The organism is Amycolatopsis methanolica 239, from assembly GCF_000739085.1.
GTDB lineage: Bacteria > Actinomycetota > Actinomycetes > Mycobacteriales > Pseudonocardiaceae > Amycolatopsis_E > Amycolatopsis_E methanolica.
This window is the reverse complement of record NZ_CP009110.1, coordinates 111,593-128,306: the sequence shown is the minus strand read 5'-3', so window position 1 is coordinate 128,306 and position 16,714 is coordinate 111,593. Positions and strand designations below refer to the sequence as shown.

The 16,714-nt window shown below is 72.9% G+C and carries 13 protein-coding genes; 10 read left to right on the top strand and 3 right to left on the bottom strand.

Features of this window, described 5'->3' with window-relative positions:
* The first annotated feature begins 80 nt into the window (after positions 1-80).
* The 5 genes from AMETH_RS00660 to AMETH_RS35440 all read left to right on the top strand — a co-directional run bounded on the left by AMETH_RS00660 (position 81) and on the right by AMETH_RS35440 (position 5,501).
* Positions 81-629 (top strand): TetR/AcrR family transcriptional regulator, encoded by a 549-nt coding sequence (locus AMETH_RS00660; protein WP_026153678.1) that lies wholly within the window; start codon positions 81-83, stop codon positions 627-629.
* Positions 629-2,581 carry an ABC transporter ATP-binding protein gene (locus AMETH_RS00655; RefSeq protein ID WP_085929439.1) on the top strand — a complete coding sequence of 651 codons (1,953 nt, stop codon included), beginning with the start codon at positions 629-631 and terminating at the stop codon, positions 2,579-2,581. The genes AMETH_RS00660 and AMETH_RS00655 overlap by 1 nt, the downstream gene beginning before the upstream one ends.
* Before the next feature lie 62 nt (positions 2,582-2,643).
* On the top strand, positions 2,644-3,087 hold the full coding sequence (locus AMETH_RS00650; protein WP_017986089.1) for a hypothetical protein: 444 nt from the start codon (positions 2,644-2,646) through the stop codon (positions 3,085-3,087).
* Positions 3,084-3,605 (top strand): DUF3558 family protein, encoded by a 522-nt coding sequence (locus tag AMETH_RS00645; protein ID WP_123684305.1) that lies wholly within the window; start codon positions 3,084-3,086, stop codon positions 3,603-3,605. The genes AMETH_RS00650 and AMETH_RS00645 overlap by 4 nt, the downstream gene beginning before the upstream one ends.
* A 96-nt stretch (positions 3,606-3,701) precedes the next feature.
* Positions 3,702-5,501 carry a hypothetical protein gene (locus AMETH_RS35440; protein WP_017986087.1) on the top strand — a complete coding sequence of 600 codons (1,800 nt, stop codon included), beginning with the start codon at positions 3,702-3,704 and terminating at the stop codon, positions 5,499-5,501.
* Here the strand turns inward: AMETH_RS35440 and AMETH_RS00635 are convergent.
* Complete coding sequence (locus AMETH_RS00635; protein ID WP_017986086.1) at positions 5,498-7,132, bottom strand: hypothetical protein; 1,635 nt, start codon at positions 7,130-7,132, stop codon at positions 5,498-5,500. The two genes, AMETH_RS35440 and AMETH_RS00635, sit on opposite strands and share 4 nt — an antisense overlap.
* Positions 7,133-7,306: 174 nt before the next feature.
* Here AMETH_RS00635 and AMETH_RS00630 point away from each other — a divergent pair, with 174 nt between their 5' ends.
* Genes AMETH_RS00630 through AMETH_RS00610 form a run of 5 tightly spaced genes read left to right on the top strand, consistent with a single transcriptional unit; the run spans position 7,307 to position 14,751 of the window.
* On the top strand, positions 7,307-8,506 hold the full coding sequence (locus tag AMETH_RS00630) for a hypothetical protein (RefSeq protein WP_017986085.1): 1,200 nt from the start codon (positions 7,307-7,309) through the stop codon (positions 8,504-8,506).
* A 2-nt stretch (positions 8,507-8,508) separates the two neighbouring features.
* Positions 8,509-10,572, top strand: a complete 2,064-nt coding sequence (locus AMETH_RS00625) for a class I SAM-dependent methyltransferase (protein ID WP_017986084.1) — start codon at positions 8,509-8,511, stop codon at positions 10,570-10,572.
* Positions 10,569-12,452: a glycosyltransferase family 4 protein gene (locus AMETH_RS00620; protein WP_017986083.1), complete on the top strand. Its 1,884-nt coding sequence runs from the start codon at positions 10,569-10,571 to the stop codon at positions 12,450-12,452. The genes AMETH_RS00625 and AMETH_RS00620 overlap by 4 nt, the downstream gene beginning before the upstream one ends.
* The gene (locus tag AMETH_RS00615) at positions 12,449-12,949 is read left to right on the top strand and encodes a hypothetical protein (RefSeq protein ID WP_017986082.1); all 501 of its coding nucleotides are present in this window, start codon (positions 12,449-12,451) and stop codon (positions 12,947-12,949) included. Before AMETH_RS00620 ends, AMETH_RS00615 begins: the two co-directional genes overlap by 4 nt.
* Positions 12,946-14,751, top strand: a complete 1,806-nt coding sequence (locus AMETH_RS00610) for a glycosyltransferase family protein (protein ID WP_017986081.1) — start codon at positions 12,946-12,948, stop codon at positions 14,749-14,751. Before AMETH_RS00615 ends, AMETH_RS00610 begins: the two co-directional genes overlap by 4 nt.
* Positions 14,752-14,899: 148 nt before the next feature.
* Here the strand turns inward: AMETH_RS00610 and AMETH_RS00605 are convergent, their stop codons facing one another.
* On the bottom strand, positions 14,900-15,568 hold the full coding sequence (locus tag AMETH_RS00605) for a response regulator (RefSeq protein ID WP_017986079.1): 669 nt from the start codon (positions 15,566-15,568) through the stop codon (positions 14,900-14,902).
* Entirely contained in the window at positions 15,565-16,641 is a 1,077-nt protein-coding gene (locus AMETH_RS00600; RefSeq protein WP_017986078.1) for a sensor histidine kinase, read from the bottom strand. The genes AMETH_RS00605 and AMETH_RS00600 overlap by 4 nt, the downstream gene beginning before the upstream one ends.
* Positions 16,642-16,714 lie beyond the last annotated feature (73 nt).

Genomic DNA, 16,714 nt, shown 5'->3' with positions numbered 1-16,714 from the left:
CGGTTGCCCGCTTGACGGAGTGAGCGCTCACTCCGCACACTGGTCGCATGACCGCTCCTCCCCGCCGCCGGGCACCCGGCATGAGCGCCGAAGACCGGCGCCGGATGATCGTGCAGGCCGTGCTGCCACTGGTCGTCGAGCACGGCGCCGCCGTGACCACCGCCCAGATCGCGCGCGCCGCCGGCATCGGCGAGGGCACGATCTTCCGCGCCTTCAAGGACAAGGACGAACTGCTCGACGCGTGTGTCGCCGAAGCGCTCAAACCGGACAGCGTGCTGGCGGTGATCGCCGGGATCCCGCTCGACCAGCCGCTGGCGGACCGGCTCACCGAAGCCGCGGAGGCGTTGTCGGCGCACCTGGAGCGGATGGGCGCGCTGATGGGCGCGTTGCACTCCTCCGGCAGGCTCAAGCGCGGCGAGCCGCGGAAGGGCTCGCGCGCGGAATCGTTCACCGCGATGCGCGAGGCCATCACGGAGCTGTTCACCCCAGAAGACCGGTTGCGGCTGCCCGCCGAACAGCTGGCCGGGGTCTTCATGTCGTTGCTTTTCTCGCGCCGTCGCGACGACCAGGCGGGGTTGTCCACGGCGGAGCTGATCGACGTGTTCCTGCACGGGGCGGTGAGCGCATGATGCACGGGGGCGGGGCGCCGATCGGGGTGCGCCGGATGCTGCGGAAGGCCAGCAGCTCGGTCGCGCAGAGCGGGCTGACCGGTCCGGTCGACATCCCGGACGCGGTGCGGGATGAGCCGACGGACCTGCGGTCGCGCCTGACCCGGCTCCGCCAGTCCGCGAGCGGGACGGTGCGTGGTCTGCCGCGCGTGATCGGATTGGCGTGGCAGGCGAGCCCGGTGATGACCGTCCTGATCGCACTGTCCACTGTGGTGAGCGGACTGATGCCGACGCTGACCGCGTACGTGGCGAAGCTGCTGCTGGACGCGGTGGTCGCGGCGGTGCAGGGGCACGGGACGACCACGCGGATCGTCGAGCTGGCCGCGCTGGAGTTCGGCGTGTTCACGATGACCGCGATCAGCACGGCGCTGACGAACGCGGCGCAGCAGCTGCTGCAGGAGCGGATGACGCTGACGATCCGGCACCGCGTGATGGACCACGCGAGCAGGCTGGACCTGCAGTTCTTCGAGGACTCGGAGTCCTACGACCAGCTGCGGCAGGCGTCGCAGGAGGCGCCGCAGCGGCCGGTGTCGATGCTGACCTCGGCGCTGGGGCTGGCGCGCACGGCGATCACGTTCGGGAGCATGGTGGTGCTGCTGGTGTCGGTGAGCCCGCTGCTGGCGGCCGTCGCGCTGCTCGCGCCGGTGCCCGCGTTCATCTCGCAGTCGAAGTACGGGTCGCGGGCGTTCATGCTGACCCTGTGGATGTCGCCGATCCGTCGGCGGATGGACTACCTGAACTCGCTGGTCACGACCGACACGTACGCAAAGGAGACCAAGCTGTTCGGGCTCGGGCCGTACCTGGTGGACCGGTTCCGACGGCTCGGGCAGAACTACTACACGCGCGAGCGGAAGCTGACGACGAAGCGCAACTTCGTGGGCACGGCGTGGAGCCTGTTGTCCACAATGGCCGGTTCCGGAATCGCGCTGTACATCGCGCTGGAGGCGGTGGCCGGGCGGCTGACGATCGGTGACCTCGCGTTGTACACGGCGGCCGCAGCGGCGGTGCAGACGTCGGTGCAGGGGTTGTTCAGCGGGTTCTCCGGGATGTACGAGAACAACCTGTACCTGGACACGCTGTACGACTTCCTGGCGACCGAACCGCGGATCACGGCGCCCGCGGCGGCGAAACCGCTGCCCGAGCCGGTGCGGGGGCACATCGAGTTCGAGAACGTGTCGTTCAGCTACCCGGGCGCCGGGGAGAAGGCGCTGGACGACGTGTCGTTCGAGATCCGGCCCGGCGAGACGGTGGCGGTCGTCGGGCGGAACGGGGCGGGCAAGTCGACGCTGATCAAGCTGCTGTGCCGGCTCTACGACCCGACCGGGGGCCGGATCCTGCTGGACGGGTTGGACCTGCGCGAGTTCGACCCGGACGAGCTGCGGTCCCGGATTTCGGCGATGTTCCAGGACTACGTGACGTACCAGGGCACGGCGGCGGAGAACATCGGGCTCGGGCAGCTGGGCGCCCTGGACGACCGGCCGCGCATCGAGGACGCGGCGGAGCGGGCCGGGGTCGGTTCGCGGATTTCCCGGCTGCCGCGGGGTTTCGACAGCCCGCTTGGCCGGTGGTTCGACCAGGGGGTGTCGCTGTCCGGCGGGGAGTGGCAGAAGATCGCGCTGGCGCGGGCCTTCATGCGGGACGCGCCGGTGCTGATCCTGGACGAGCCGACGTCGGCGCTGGACGCCGCGGCGGAGCACGACTTGTTCGCGAGGCTGCGCGCGCTGTCCGAGGGCCGGACCACGCTGTACATCTCGCACCGGTTCTCGACGGTGCGGCAGGCGGAGAAGATCCTGCTGCTCGACCGGGGCCGCCTGGCGGAGGAAGGAACGCACGAGGAGCTGATGTCCCAGGGCGGGGATTACGCGTCACTGTTCACCCTGCAAGCGGCGGCGTACCTGGAGGAGGCGGCGTAGTCGCTGGTTGTGGCAGCGGGGCGGCCCGGGCGATATTGTGCTGGCCGAGCGAGGGAGGGCTCATGAGCGACAACTCCGGCGACGTGGCGACCCAGGTGGCCAACGTCTTCGGCGGCGAGCAGCAACTGAACACGATGAACACCGACGCGAAGCGCATGCTGGCGGACGCGCAAGCCGGCCGCTGGGCGGTGGACGAGGAGACGGGAACACACCTGCGCCGGGCGGTGACGCAGATGCAGACACGGTTGAACGAGGTCGGCCAACGGGTGCACCTTCTGCAGCGTGCGCCTAAGTTCGGCAACGACGAGTACGCACAGCGAGCGGCCGCGCATTTCCTCAGCGCGATGGACTCGGACGACCAGTCACTGGTTCAGGTTTTCGTCACGGCGCGAGACACCCTGGAAACGCTTCGCCAAGCCATCGAAACTGCTATCAGCAAGTACGACGCCTCGGACGAGGCGGCTACCAAGGCGCTCAACACCCTCAGGAATCAGGAACCTCGGTGAACCGTCGATCTGCCCGGGCCATCGTGGCCGTCGCTTGCACATTGGCGGCCGGAACCGCCTGCACCAGCACTGTCTCCGGCAGCGCGTTGCCCGCGCCCGGTCCGGCTCCCAGCTCGAGCCCGGGGAATTCGGATGTGTTCGCCGGGCTCAACGCGTGCCAGCTGCTGGACCAGCTCAACGCGGGTCAGGGATTCAACCCCGGCGAGAACAAGAGCGCGCGCAACCAGTGCACAGCGTCGAAACCGGAATTCATCACCTACAGCCTGGCGCTCGATTCCACGCAAGGGCTGAGCGGATTCGCCGCGGACAACACGGGGGCACGGGAGATCTCGATCAACGGTCGCGACGCCCTGCAGGCCGACATTCCCACCGGCGGCTGTGCTGTCGCGGTGGGGGTCGGAGAACACGCCCTCGCCCTGGTGTTGGCGACCATGGCGCGGGCCAGTGAAGACGCTCAGGGCTGTCCGAACGCGCAGGCCTTCGCCGAGAAGGTGGAGCCGCTGCTGCCAGCGGGGTAGGCGGGCGGATCGGACACATCCGCACCCATCGAACCGGTGATCGCGCTATCTTCTCGGTGACGTCCACCGTGCGCAAGTTGACCGAGGAGCCCCGGGATGAGTTGGCAGGACGAGCTGCGCCGTTTGGACGCCGAGCTCGCCAACGGAACCATCACCCAGCACCAGCACCGCAAGATGCGGGACGAGCTGCTCGCCGCCGCGTCGGGCAATGTGGCGCCGGCGTCGGTGGCTTCGCCGCGGGGGCGGGTTGACGGGGCGCCTCAGTGGCAGAGTGCGAATCCGGCCGGTCCGGGATTCGCTCCGCAGCCGGGGGAGGCGCCGTGGGCGCAGGCGCCCCAAGGGTGGCCGCAGGAGGGGGCGCCGCAGGGCGCGGTGCCGGGGGGCGCGGTGCCGCAGGGTTTCGCGCCGCAGGGGTGGCCGCAGGGGCAGGTTCCGCCGGGCGAGTACGCGCATCAGCCGGTGGGCGGGGTGCCGCAGGGGCCGGGCGTGCCGGGGCAGCCGCCGGTTGGGCAGCCGCAGAGCCAGCCGCAGGCGGGGGTTCAGCCCCAGGTGGGGCAGCCGCAGTTCGGGCAGCCGCAGGACGTGTACGGGCAGGTTCAGACCGGCGCGACGGGGCAGACTCCGGCGGGGCAGCCGCAGGCTGGTCGGGGTCAGGTCGAGGCGGGGCAGGTCGGGCAGGTTCAGGGTGGCCAGGCTGAGCCAGGGGCCCAGCCGCAGCCCGAAGCCGGGCAGCCGCAGGCCGGCCAGGGGCAGCCACACAGCGACCAGCCACAGGCTGGCCAGCAGCAGGGCAGCCAGCCGGAAAGCGGCACACCACAGGGCAGCCAGCCGCAGAGCCAGCAGCACGGTGGGCAACTGGGCGGTCAGCCGCAGAGCCAGCCTCAGGCCGGGCAGCCACCGGCCGGCCAGCAGCAGGGTGGCCAAGCGCAGAGTCACCCGCAGGCTGGGCAGCCCCTGGCTGCCCAGCCCCAGGCTGGCCAGAGCCAGCAGCAGGGTGAGCAGGCTCCCGAGGTGGGCAGTGCGCTCGCCACTGAGGAAGGGCCCACGCAGAGCATCTCCGCGCAGCTGCTCGCCACCAAGAAGCCCACGAGCGCCCCCAGCCCGGCCGACGAGCGGGCCACCGATTCGATGCGCTTCCCCTCCATCGAGGACGCTCCGACGGTCGTCACCAATCCGGTTCCTCCGCCTGCCCGGCCGTTGCCCAGCATGACCCCGCCGCCGCCCCTGCACGGGCCCGGCCAGCAGCTTCCCTTCGACGCCGCGCCCGTGTTGCAGGCGCCGCCGAAGCGCAAGCCCACCTGGTTGTTCATCACCCTCGGCGTCGTCGTCGTGTTCGCGATGGTCGCGGCCGGCGTGTGGTTCCTGCGCGGCAACAACGCCACCACCACGACCGCCGGGCCGACCACCTCCGCCGTCAGCTCGCCGGAGGCCGTCGAGGCGCGGTTGCCGACCCTGCCGGGCACCCCGAGCACCAACAACGGCACCCTGACCGTCGAGCAGGGCATCGACCTCAAGCTGTACTCCCGCGAGGAAGGCCAGCTCTTCAAGGACAACGGCGCCGGCCAGGTCATCTTCCGCGGCTCGTCCCAGGGCCCGCAGGGCTACCTCGTCCTGGTCGTCCCCGCCAGCTCACCCGCCGCCGCGGCCTCGATCACCCGCCGCCTCTACGAGCACTCCCTCACCGCCGGCCTGCAAACCGTCCCGTCCGGATCGACCGACGCGAAGGCCGTCACCGGCAGCAACTCGGCAGGCCAGATGAGCGGCACGTGGTACACCTCGGGCAGCTACGCCGTCGCGATCTGGGTGTCCCAGGGCCTCGACGGCGACCCGAACTCGCTGACCGAACGCCTCGCCCAGACCAAGACCTCCCTGGCCACGGCACTCCCGCCGAACTAGGGCACCTGCCCGGGCCGCAGCACGTCACCGCACCGCCCGGTCACCGCCGCCGCGCGCGAGGCCTCCACGCGCGGCACGGTCACCCGCGCGTACGCCCGCAGGTTCACCAGGTCGTCGCCGTCGAGCGCGTCCAGCCGCACCCAGTCGCCGTTCTTGCCCGTCCGGTCGAGCACCACGGCCGCGTACTCGACCGCCAGCCGCCCGTCCGACGTCAGCCCCGTCAGGTCGGTCCACGGCACGTGCGTGTGGATGAACGTCGGCTTGACCTCGTCGAACACGTAGTCCCGCAACCCCGGGAAGTCCCCCGTGGACACCAGGTCCGCGATGCGCGCGTCCGCCAGCCCGACCGAGTCCACCACCCGCAACCGGCTGGTCAGCGCCGTCCCGCCGACGTCCGGCAACAGCGCCGACCCCTCCCGCAGGCCGATCGTGTCCGCGTACCCGTTGAACAACCGCCCGTACCGCTCCGCGATCTGGCACAACGGCACCACCGGACCACTCGCGAACCCGCGGCCCGAGTCGGCCAGCGCGGGCGCGCTCGGCACCGCCGCGGCCACCAGCACGACCGCCAGCGCCGCCCGCCACCGCACCGACAACGCCCGCATCACCTCGACCGCCGCCAGCGCCGCGACCAGCGCCGCCATCGTCCACAACGGAGTCGCGAACCGGAACTCGCCGCCCGGCTCCGGGTTGAGCACGCAGTACGCCGCCAACGCGAGCACCAGCGGCACCAGCCACGCCACCAACGGCCGCCGCAACGCCGGGACCAGCCAGAACGCCAACCCCACGGTCACCAGCCCGGCCAGCACCACCGGCCAGCCGAGGTACTCCACCGGCTCCACCACCCGCCCGGCGTTCGACCACGACGGCGGCTGCTGGTTCTTCGCCACCGCCGTGTTCGGCACCCACCGGCCGAACTCCGCGTGCCGCCACAACAGGTACGCGCCGTACGGCACCGCGAACGCCAGCACCGACACCCCCGCCGGAAGCAGCGCCCGCCACCGCCGCGCGAACACCAGCGCCACCACCGGGTAGGCCAGCACGAAGATCGCACCGTCCGGCCTGGTCAGCGCCGCCAGCACAGCCAGCAGACCGGCGGCCAGCCCGACCCGCACGGCCGCCACCCGCCCGTCCACCACCGCGCGGAACAACAGCGCCGCCAGCCACGCCACCGCCAGCGCGTACAGCGGGTTCTCCAAACCGGACAGCGACCAGATCACGTACGACGGGATCGCGGCCAGCAACCCGCCCGCGAACAACGTCACCAGCCATGCCCACCGCGTGACGCGACTCACCGCGAAGTGGCACGCGGCGAGAACACCGGCGCAGCACAGCAATCCGAGCATCTTCGGGAACAGGACATAGTCGGGCACACCGAAGATCGCGCCGGTATCGAACAGGCGCAGCACCTTCCCCAGCACCAGCAGGACGAGCCAGGCCGGGTTCGAGAACCCCTCGACGGGTTCCGCACCCGGCTGGAGCACCGGCCCCGCGCCGTCGACCAGGTCGCGCGCGTACGCGAAGGTGATCGCCGCGTCGTCGTTGATCCAGTTGCCGTAGGACCAGCCGTGCAGGCCGATGAGTGCGGTTCCCCCGGCGACCGCGGCCACGGCGGGCCAGCGTGCCGCCATCTCGCCCCCTCCTCCCTCACACCCTAACCAGAACAAGGTCACGAAATGACCCTCACCGGCGATGAGCAGGGTAGGCGTGCACAATGTGCGTCGTCACCGTAGCGCTATCCGGCGGACGCGTTCCGCCTCGTCCAGAGCAGATTAGGGGGCTACCGGGTGTCCTGGCAGGAGGAGTTGCGCAAGCTGGACGAAGAGCTTGCCTCGGGACGTCTCTCCGCGGACGACTACCGCGTCCGCCGGGACCAGGTGCTCTCGTCCGCGGTGTCCTACAGCGACAGCGCGTCCCAGCCGCAGCAGCCCGCGCCCCAGCAACAGCCGGCGCCCCAGCAGCAGGACAACTCCGCGGACTCGACGCAGGTGATCGCGCCGATCAGCCCGCCGCAGGGCACGCCGCAGCCGCCCCAGCAGCAGCCACAGCCGCAGAACTTCTCCGCGGAGCCGACGCAGGCCGTCTCGCCGAACTGGCAGGCCAGGCCGCCGGTGGACCCGGAGCGCACCCAGTACGTGGCCAACCCGCCCGCACCGCAGTCACCTCCCGCGGGCTTCCCGGCCTCCCCGCCCGCCGGGTTCCCCCAGTCCGGTCCGCAGCCGGTGCAGCAGCCGTGGAACGCGCCGGAGTCCGACGCGAGCCCGCCGTGGGGCGGCTCCGACTTCCCGCCGATCAGCCCGGTCGCGCAGGGTCCGGAGGCCTTCGACGACAAGCCCGCCAAGGGCAAGGGCAAGGCCGTCTGGATCTCCGTCGCGGTCGTCGTGGTGCTGGTCGCCGCGGGCCTGACGATCTTCCTCACCACGTCCGGCGGTGACGACAACCAGGCCGCCACCACGACCACGCAGCCGCCGCCCACCTCGAGCGCCGCCAGCAACTCGCCCAACCAGGCGCTGCTGGACAAGATCCCGCCGACCGAGGGCACCGCGGACGGCCAGAGCGGTCTGTTGCCGGTCAGCAGGCTGGTCGACCTGGGGATCATGGACGAGGGCGAGGCCACGCTGCTGAGCAGCCGCTCGGTGCAGGAGGTCGCCTGGCGCGGTTCGCAGCGCCAGCCGGACGCCACCGGCCCCGGCAACGAGAAGATCTCGGTGACGGTCATCCCGCTGGACAGCTCCGCCACCGCGACCGCGCTCGCCGGCCAGCTGCGCCAGTACTACGTGCGCAACGGCCTGGTGCTGATCAGCGACCAGCTGCCGAACATCCCGCCGCAGGTGGTGTTCCACAAGCTCGTCGCCTCACCGATCGTCTACCGCGCCACCTGGGTGTCGGGCGAGAACCTGATCCGCGTCAACGTGACGCAGGGCGACCTGGCCGACGAGGCCGCGCTGTCGGGCGCCTACCAGCGGACCGTCCGCTCGATGTTGCTGCCCTATCCGGTGGGCTGATCGTGAGCGACCTGGTCGCCGAGATCATCCGCAACGCCGCCGACCACTCCGCGCTGTCCGACGAGCTGCACTTCGCGGCGCTGTCGCCGGGCGAGCGGGACCAGCTCGACCACGGCCGGGCCAACGCGTTGCGGGCGCTCCGGTTGCCGCCGGACGCGCACGTGCTCGAAGTGGGCGCGGGGCACGGCGCGGTGACGCGGTACCTCGGCGAGCAGGTGGCGCGGGTCGACGCCGTCGAGGCGGACCACGCGGAAGCCGTCCGGGCCCGCACCGCCGATCTGCCCGGGGTGCGCGTCCTGGACGAGGTTCCCGGCGAGCGGTACGACCTGGTCGTCGCGTCCGACGTCGAGCACGCGGACCGGCTGAAGCCCGGCGGGGTGCTGTGCCTCGCCGTGCCGAACCGGCTCGGTGTGGGCCGGCCGGGCGGGCAGTCGCGCCGCCACTGGGAGCGTCGGCTGGCCGAGGCCGGGCTGACCGTCCACAAGGTCCTCGGCTGCCTCCCCGGTCACCGGATCACCCGCGCCGTCATCACCGCCGAACTGCTCGACCGGCACCCGCGGCTCGCGGTGGAGCTGTCCGGACGTGACGAGCGCTGGGCGGAGATGGTCGAGGGCGGTCTCGGCCTGGACACCGTGGACGGCCTGCTGTTCCTCGCGTCGGCAGGCGAACCCGCCGCCCGGCTCTGGCCGGACGACGTACTCGCCACCTACTTCAACACCGACCGCGCGGCCCGCTGGTGCACCCGGGCGGACGTGGTCGGCGACGAAATCCGCCGCACTCCCCTGCTGCCGCAGCAACCGGGGCCGGTCGCGGTGCGCGAGTGGACGGACGTCGTGGTCGACGCCCCGACGCTGCCCGAGGTGCTGAACGAGCAGCCGTGGCGGGCCGCGGAGCTGCTGACCGCGTGGGCGGATCTGGTGCGTACCAACCCGTCGTGGGACCTGATCCCGTCGAACGTGCTGGCCGTCGACCCGCCACAGGCGATCGACCTGGAGTGGGAGCGCGCCGGGACGACCGCCGACGAGGTGATCGACCGGGGCCTGCTGCTGCTCGCCGACGAACTCGCCCGTGCCGGCTGGGCCGGCGCCGCGCCCGGCACGACGGTGCGGGACCTGGCCGCCTGGCTCGGTGTCCTGCTCGACCGGCCGACGGCGTTCGTCGACGCGGCCGCCGAGCGGGAGGCGGAGTTCCAGGCGATCCGGCGCTGCGGCGTCACTTCCGGCCCCGGTCTGGACCACGAGCGGGATGCGATGCGCCTGGCCTGGCGCCGCCGTCTCGCCGAGGAGATCACGCGGCACACCCCGGCCACCACCGAACTGGACGCGCAGGTCGCCCGCACCCTGACCCGGATGGACCGGATCATCGCGTCCGGCGACTCGATGTTCCGCGGCAACACCGAGCACTACTTCGCGGTGGCCGGGCAGGCGCTGCGGGCGTGCCTGCACGGGCTGCAGGCCGCCGGTCGGCCCGCGCCGCGGCGGGTGCTCGACTTCGGCTGCGGCTATGGCCGGGTGCTGCGCACGTTCCGGGCCGCCTTCCCGGACGCCGAACTCGTCGCCTCCGACATCGAACTGGACGGCGTCGAGCACTGCGTGCGGTTCTTCGGCGCGACCGGGCTGCCCGCGTCGGTGCGCATCGAGGAGATCCCGCAGGTCAGCGACATCGACCTGATCTGGTCCGGCTCGGTGCTGACCCACTTGGACATCGCGGCGTGGGACGCGCTGCTCGGCTACTTCGAGCGCGCGCTCGCGCCGGGCGGGGTCGCGGTGGTCACCACGCACGGCCGCCGCGTCGCGTGGCGGATGGCCAACGGCGGCGAGTACGGCCTGACGGCCGCGGACCACGCCCGGGTGCTGGCGGACTACCGTGACCACGGGTTCGGCTACGCCGACTACCCCGGCCAGCCCGGGTACGGCATCTCGCTGAGCACCCCGGAGTGGGTGACCGGGCACGTCCTCACCCCGCGGCTGCGCCTCGCCGGGTACGTCGAGGCGGGCTGGGACGGCCACCAGGACGTGCTGATCCTGGTCAAGGACGCCGAAGAGACGTTGAAGGCGGGACGATGAACACAGCGGCCGGGTTGGTGCGGCCGGGACGGCCGGTGGGGCACCTGTTCGAGCTGCGCGGCTGGGTCACCGCGGGCGAGACCGTGACCGTCCACATCGGAGGGTCCGAGGCGGAGGTGCGGCGCCACGACACCGGGACCGAACCGCCGGGCACGACCGGTCTGCTGATCCGCACGCCGGACCCGGTGCCGACCGGCAGGCACGAGGTCGTGGTCCGCGCCGCGAACGGCGACGCGCTGACCGGCGCCGTGGTGGAGGTCGGCCGCTTCGGCGACGAGGAACCGCTGCGGCTGTACGAGATCGACACCCCGAAGCACGGCGACAACCCGCAGGGCGACGTCGTGTTCGTGCGTGGCTGGGTGCTGCTCGACTCGCGTGCGCCGTCGCTGGTCGAGGTCCTGGTCGACGGCGGTGAGCCGGTCCGCGCCCGCACCCGCCTGCCGCGGCCGGACGTGGCCGACCACCTGCCGGACTTCCCGGACGCCGGCGTCAGCGGGTTCGAGGCGCGGGTGCCCATCGACCTGCCGGCGGGCGAGGACCGCGCGTTGTCGGTGCGGATCCGCGTCCGCGGCGAGCTGTCCGGCGAGTGGACCTCCGACGCGCGCGAGGTGGTGCTGTCCAACCCGGCGGCCGAGGACACCGACGTCGCGCTGGCCGCGCAGCTCGCCGACCGCACGCGGAAGGCGCTGGCGCGGCCGCGTAGCGGCGCGGATCCGCGGCACGTTCTGGTGTTCACGCACAGCCTCGCGGTCGGCGGCGGGCAGTTGTGGTTGCAGGAGCTGCTGGACCGGCTCGCGACGCGGCACGGCTGGCGCATCACGGTCGTCACCCAGCTCGACGGCGAACTGCGCGCGGACTGCGAAGCGCACGGCATCGACGTGCACCTCACCTCGCCGTACCGCGTGCACGACGTCGCCTCCTACGAAGGGCACATCGCCGAGCTCGCCCAGTTCGCGCGCGGCACCGACGCCTCGGTCGCGCTGGTCAACACGCTCGGCGCGTTCCCCGGCGCGGACGCGGCGATCCGGGCGGGGCTGCCGACCGCGTGGGTGCTGCACGAGAGCTTCGACCTGAACGATTTCTCGTACCAGAACTGGGGGCCGGCGGGCCTGCTGCCGCCGGTGCGCGAGCGCTGGGTGAGCACGCTGCGCGAGGCGGACCGGCTGCTGTTCGTCGCCGACGCCACGCGCGAGATGTTCCTGCCGTTCTCGACCCCGGCGCGCTGCCGCACGATCCGCTACGGCACGCCGATGGTCACCTACGGCGGTCAGGTGTCCGAACGCGACCGTCGCGCGGCGCGGCGGAAACTCGGCATCCCCGAGGACACCACGCTGCTGCTCAACGTCGGCGTGCTGGAACCGCGCAAGGGACAGGGCCTGCTGATCAGCGCCATGGACCGGGTCCGGCGGGCGCACCCCGGGATCCGGTTGAGCATCGTCGGCCACCACCCGTCGCCGTACGGGCTGGCGCTCGCCGAGTTCACCGAGCGGACCGGCCTGCGGGACTGGGTCGACCTGGTGCCGATCCAGCGCGACCCGGCGCCGTGGTTCGAGGCGGCGGACCTGTTCGTGAACAGCTCCGACGTGGAGTCGCTGCCGCGCTCGATCCTGGAGGCCGTGTGCTGCGGTCTGCCGGTGGTCGCCAGCGACGTGTTCGGCGCGCGGGAGATGATCGCCGACGGGCGCAGCGGCTGGCTGTTCGAGCCCAACGACGCGGACGCGCTCACCGTCGCGCTACTTCGTGCCCTGGACACCCCGGCGGCCCGGCGGCGCGCGATCGCCGCGAACGCCTACGAGAAGCTGCACGGCTGGCTGGACCCGGCGGGCTACGCCGCCGAGTACGCCGACGTGCTCACCGAGCTGGTGAAGGAGCGGGGATGACCGACGAGCTGCCCGATGAACTTCCCGGTGCGGTGCGCGCCGAGCTGACCCGGTTGCGGGCCGAGCGGGTCGCGTTCACCGAGGAGCGCGAGCGGCTGCGCACCGAGCTGCGCGAGTCCGAACTGCAGATCCACGAGCTGACCAAGCACCGCGACCAGCTGGTGAAGCAGGTCGAGAAACTGGCCGGCGTCGCCGAACGCGCCGAGCAGGCCGACGCGCTGGCGCGGGACGTGCTGGTGGCCCGCGCCGAACGCGATTCGCTGCGCGCCGAGCTGGCCGAGACCCGCGGCGAGCGCGACCGGCTGCGGCTCCGGCTGCTGGACGCCGAGCTGCAGCTGTCCGGCGCGGCGCAGGCCGAGGCGCCGCTCACCGAGAGCGGCACGCTCGCCGCCGAGCAGCGGGCCGCCGAGCTGGCCCGGGAACTGGACGCGACGCGGGCGACGGTGAGCTGGCGGGTCACCGCGCCGCTGCGGGCCGTGCGGCGGCGGACTTCATGACCGCGCAGCTCTGCTTCGTGTCCGCGACCGGCGGCTCCGGGTTCATGGCGGAGCTGATGGAGGTGGTCGCCGATTCGGTGCGGCGGGCCGGGTTCCGCGCGACCACGGCGACCGGCCGCTACCCGGACGCGGACGCCGACACGGTCTACGTCGTGGTGCCGCACGAGTACTTCGTGGTGACCCCGGAGGCCGATCAGCCGACCGAGGAGCAGCGCCGCCGCACCATCGCCTTCTGCGTCGAACACCCGGGCACGGCGACCTTCGAGCGCAGCGCGGCCCTGCTGCCGGGGCTGGCCGGCGCGGTGGACATCAACCACGACTCGACCGCCGAACTGCGCCGCCGCGGCATCCCCGTCGAGCACTTCCAGCTGGGGTACTCGCCGCTGTGGGACGCGTGGGGCGGCGACCCGTACAGCGCCCGCGAGATCGACGTGACCTACCTCGGCACCGCGGAGCGGCGCCGGTCGAAGCTGCTCGCGTCCTACGCCGACGACCTCGCCGACCTGCGGGTCCGGCTGCTCACCCCGCCGCACGAGCCGATGGGCCCGCAGCGGGTCGACTTCCTGCCCGGCGAGGCGAAGTTCCGGCACCTGGCGAACTCGCGGTTCCTGCTCAACCTGCACCGCGAGCGGTCCCGGGCGTTGGAGTGGGTGCGGGTGCTGGAGGCGCTGTGCAACGGCTGCGTGGTGCTGACCGAGCCGTCCACGGACCTGGCGCCGCTGGTGTCCGGCACGCACCTGGTCGTGACGCGGCCGGAGTCGCTGGGTGCGGCGGCCACCGCGCTGGCCGCGGATCCGCAGCGGGAGCGCGACCTGCGGATGGCGGGGTACGAGTTCGTGCGCACCGCGCTGGAGCCGCTGGCGTCCGCGAAGACCCTGGTCGAGCTGGCCGAACAGGTGCTGACCGCCTCGCCCGGGATGCCCGCGAGCCCGCCGCTCGCCGAGACCGCCGCGGTCGACGCGCCGCGGCCGCTGGCGATCGACACCCCCTCCTGGGACGTGCGGTTCGCCGGCACCCGGTCGCTCGGCGCGCCGGCCGAGAACCCGCCGCTGGCCACCCGCATGGGCCAGCAGACGGTGGACGCGCGCCGCACGTCCGGCGTGGAGTGGCTGCCCTCGGCGGCGCCGACCGTGTTCCCGGACGCCGACCGGGCGGAGGTGGACGTGCTGCTGGTCCGCCGCCCCGGCGAGCCGGATCCGGACCCGCTGGTGCGCGACCTGCTCGCCGGCACAGTGCTGCCGCGGCGGATCCTCGTCGGCGAAGACGGTGTCGCGCCGCGGCCCCGCCCCCGGCCCGCCGACGTGCTGCGGCACGAGCTGCCGCTGGGCCGCGGGTACACGCGCAACCGGCTGCTGGAGCGCTCGGCCGCGCCGTGGCTACTGGTGCTCGACGGCGGGCTGCGGGCCTCGCGCCGACTTCTGGAACGGCTGGTCGAGGCGTCCGCTGACGTCGACGTGGTGCACTGCCCGGTGGCCGACCCGGTCGAAGGACTGGTCGCCGCGCTGCCCCCGGAGGAGCGGCGGCTGGCGGAGCTGCCCTACCTGGGCAGCGGGTACCTGGTGTGCCGCGAACTGGTCGAGTCGTTCGGCGGCTGGACCGAGGACCCGCTGGTCGACGGCCTGGAGGACCACGTGTTCTGGCGGCGGCTGGCCACCCGCGGCGTGCCGACCGCGCTGGTCCAGCAGGTCCTGCTGAGCCGGTTGCGGCCCGATCCGGCGCCCCGCCCGGTGGACCTCGACCCGCACCGCGTCTGGTCGCTGACGCGCATCCTCGCAGGTGAGCCGGTCACCCCCAACGGGTGAGTTCGGCGTGTCACGCAACCTCCTCCCACCTCCGCGCGCCTACCAGGCAGAGCATCGGGCACGGGAAGGAGGCGCGGATGTGGATCCAGATCGGCCTCGTCGGCCTGATCGCCGTGGTGTTCCTGGTGCGGCTGATGGCCGTGCTGCGTCACCGTGAGCCGCGCGGCGTGACCAAGCCGGACTCGTAGGCGAGCACGACGAGCTGGGCGCGGTCCCGCGCGCCGAGTTTCGTCATGATGCGGCTGACGTGCGTGCGCGCGGTGGCCGTGGAGATCACCAGCTGCGCGGCGATCTCGTCGTTGGACAGCCCGCCCGCGACCAGCGCCAGCACCTCGCGTTCGCGCTCGGTGATCTGCCGGACCGCGCCGGCGTCGATGCGCCGGTTCTCCGGGCGGCCGACGAACTCGCTGATCAGCCTGCGGGTGACGGTCGGCGCGAGCAGTGCCTCGCCGGCGGCGACCACCCGCAGCGCGCGGAGCAGCTCGACCGGATCGGTGTCCTTCAGCAGGAACCCGCTGGCGCCCGAGCGCAGCGCCTGGAACACGTACTCGTCGACGTCGAAGGTGGTCAGGACCAGCACCTTCACCTCGGCCAGGTCCGGGTCGCCGGTGATCTCGCGGGTCGCGGTGAGGCCGTCGACCCCGGGCATCCGGATGTCCATGACAACCACGTCCGGCCGGTGTTCCCGCGCCAGGGCAAGCGCTTGCGCCCCGTCCGCGGCCTCGCCGCAGACCTCGAACCCGTCCTCGGTCTCCAGCAGCACGCGGAACCCGGCGCGCACCAGCGCCTGGTCGTCGGCGAGCACGACGCGGATCATGTCTCCTCCAGGGGTAGTTCCGCGCGGACCTCGAAACCGCCGTCGACCGCGCGGGCCTCGGCCTTGCCGCCGAGCGCGGCGGCGCGTTCCTGCATGCCCCGCAGGCCGTTGCCGACGGTGGGGCTTTCCGCGCCGCGGCCGTCGTCCCGCACCACGAGCCGGAACTGCCCGTCCCGGCGGGCGAAGCGGATGTCGACGGTGCGGGGCTGGTTGGCGTGCCGGACGACGTTGGTGAGCGACTCCTGCAGGATCCGGTAGGCCGCGCCGTCGACCGGGGCGGGCAGATCGCCGGGCGAGCCGTGGACGCGGACGGTGAGGCCGGTGGCGCGGGTGTGGTCGAGCAGTTCGCCGAGCTGTTTCAGGCTGGGCGCGGGCCCGAGGCCCTGACCGGAACGCAGCACGGCGACGGTGGCGCGCAGGTCGGCGAGCGCGGTGGCGCTGGCCTCCTTGATCGCCTGCAGCGCGGCCACGGCCTGGTCCGGCCGCCGGTCCGCGACGTGCACCGCGACGCCGGCCTGGACGTTGATCATGGCCAGGCTGTGCGCGACGACGTCGTGCACCTCGCGGGCGATGCGCAGCCGCTCCTGCTCGGCCAGGCGGGACTGCCGCTCGGCGACCTCCTGCTCGGCGGCGAGCCTGGCCGCGACGCGGTTGCGGACGGCGGTGCCGATGCCGAGGACGGCGACCAGCCAGACGACGAACAACCCGGCGCGGGCGTCGAGCACGAGTTCGCCGCCGCGGGCGAAGTAGACGACCAGCCCGGCCAGGATGACGGCCGACCCGGCGATTCCCGCGACGAGCGGTCCACGGACGCGGGTGAGCACGAACAGCGCGATGGTCGGCACCACGACCGCCGGGCCGCCCGGGTGGTCCGTGCTGTAGTAGGCCCAGGTCAGCGCGGCGGTGACGACGAAGACCGGCAACGGCGCCCGCCGCACGGCGAACAACGGCAACGCGGCCGCGGTGAGCCACAGGTAGCCGGTCAGGTCGAGCGGGTGGTGCTGCACCCGGCCGGCCACGGTGGTCGCCCCGAGGACGAACCCCATCGGGACGAGGGTCAGCACCACGTCCACGAGGGCCGGCCACCGGCGGGGGTCACGCACGCCCCCGAAGCTACGGCAGGCGGCCGCGCCGCGCGTCCGTCGA

What these genes read in the sequence shown, in the direction of transcription:
- AMETH_RS00620 (WP_017986083.1), top strand. Translation starts at nt 10,569, where the DNA reads ATGAACACAGCGGCCGGGTTGGTGCGGCCGGGACGGCCGGTGGGGCAC.
- AMETH_RS00605 (WP_017986079.1), bottom strand. Translation starts at nt 15,568, where the DNA reads ATGATCCGCGTCGTGCTCGCCGACGACCAGGCGCTGGTGCGCGCCGGG.
- AMETH_RS00615 (WP_017986082.1), top strand. Translation starts at nt 12,449, where the DNA reads ATGACCGACGAGCTGCCCGATGAACTTCCCGGTGCGGTGCGCGCCGAG.
- AMETH_RS00660 (WP_026153678.1), top strand. Translation starts at nt 81, where the DNA reads ATGAGCGCCGAAGACCGGCGCCGGATGATCGTGCAGGCCGTGCTGCCA.
- AMETH_RS35440 (WP_017986087.1), top strand. Translation starts at nt 3,702, where the DNA reads ATGAGTTGGCAGGACGAGCTGCGCCGTTTGGACGCCGAGCTCGCCAAC.
- AMETH_RS00635 (WP_017986086.1), bottom strand. Translation starts at nt 7,132, where the DNA reads ATGGCGGCACGCTGGCCCGCCGTGGCCGCGGTCGCCGGGGGAACCGCA.
- AMETH_RS00650 (WP_017986089.1), top strand. Translation starts at nt 2,644, where the DNA reads ATGAGCGACAACTCCGGCGACGTGGCGACCCAGGTGGCCAACGTCTTC.
- AMETH_RS00655 (WP_085929439.1), top strand. Translation starts at nt 629, where the DNA reads ATGCACGGGGGCGGGGCGCCGATCGGGGTGCGCCGGATGCTGCGGAAG.
- AMETH_RS00610 (WP_017986081.1), top strand. Translation starts at nt 12,946, where the DNA reads ATGACCGCGCAGCTCTGCTTCGTGTCCGCGACCGGCGGCTCCGGGTTC.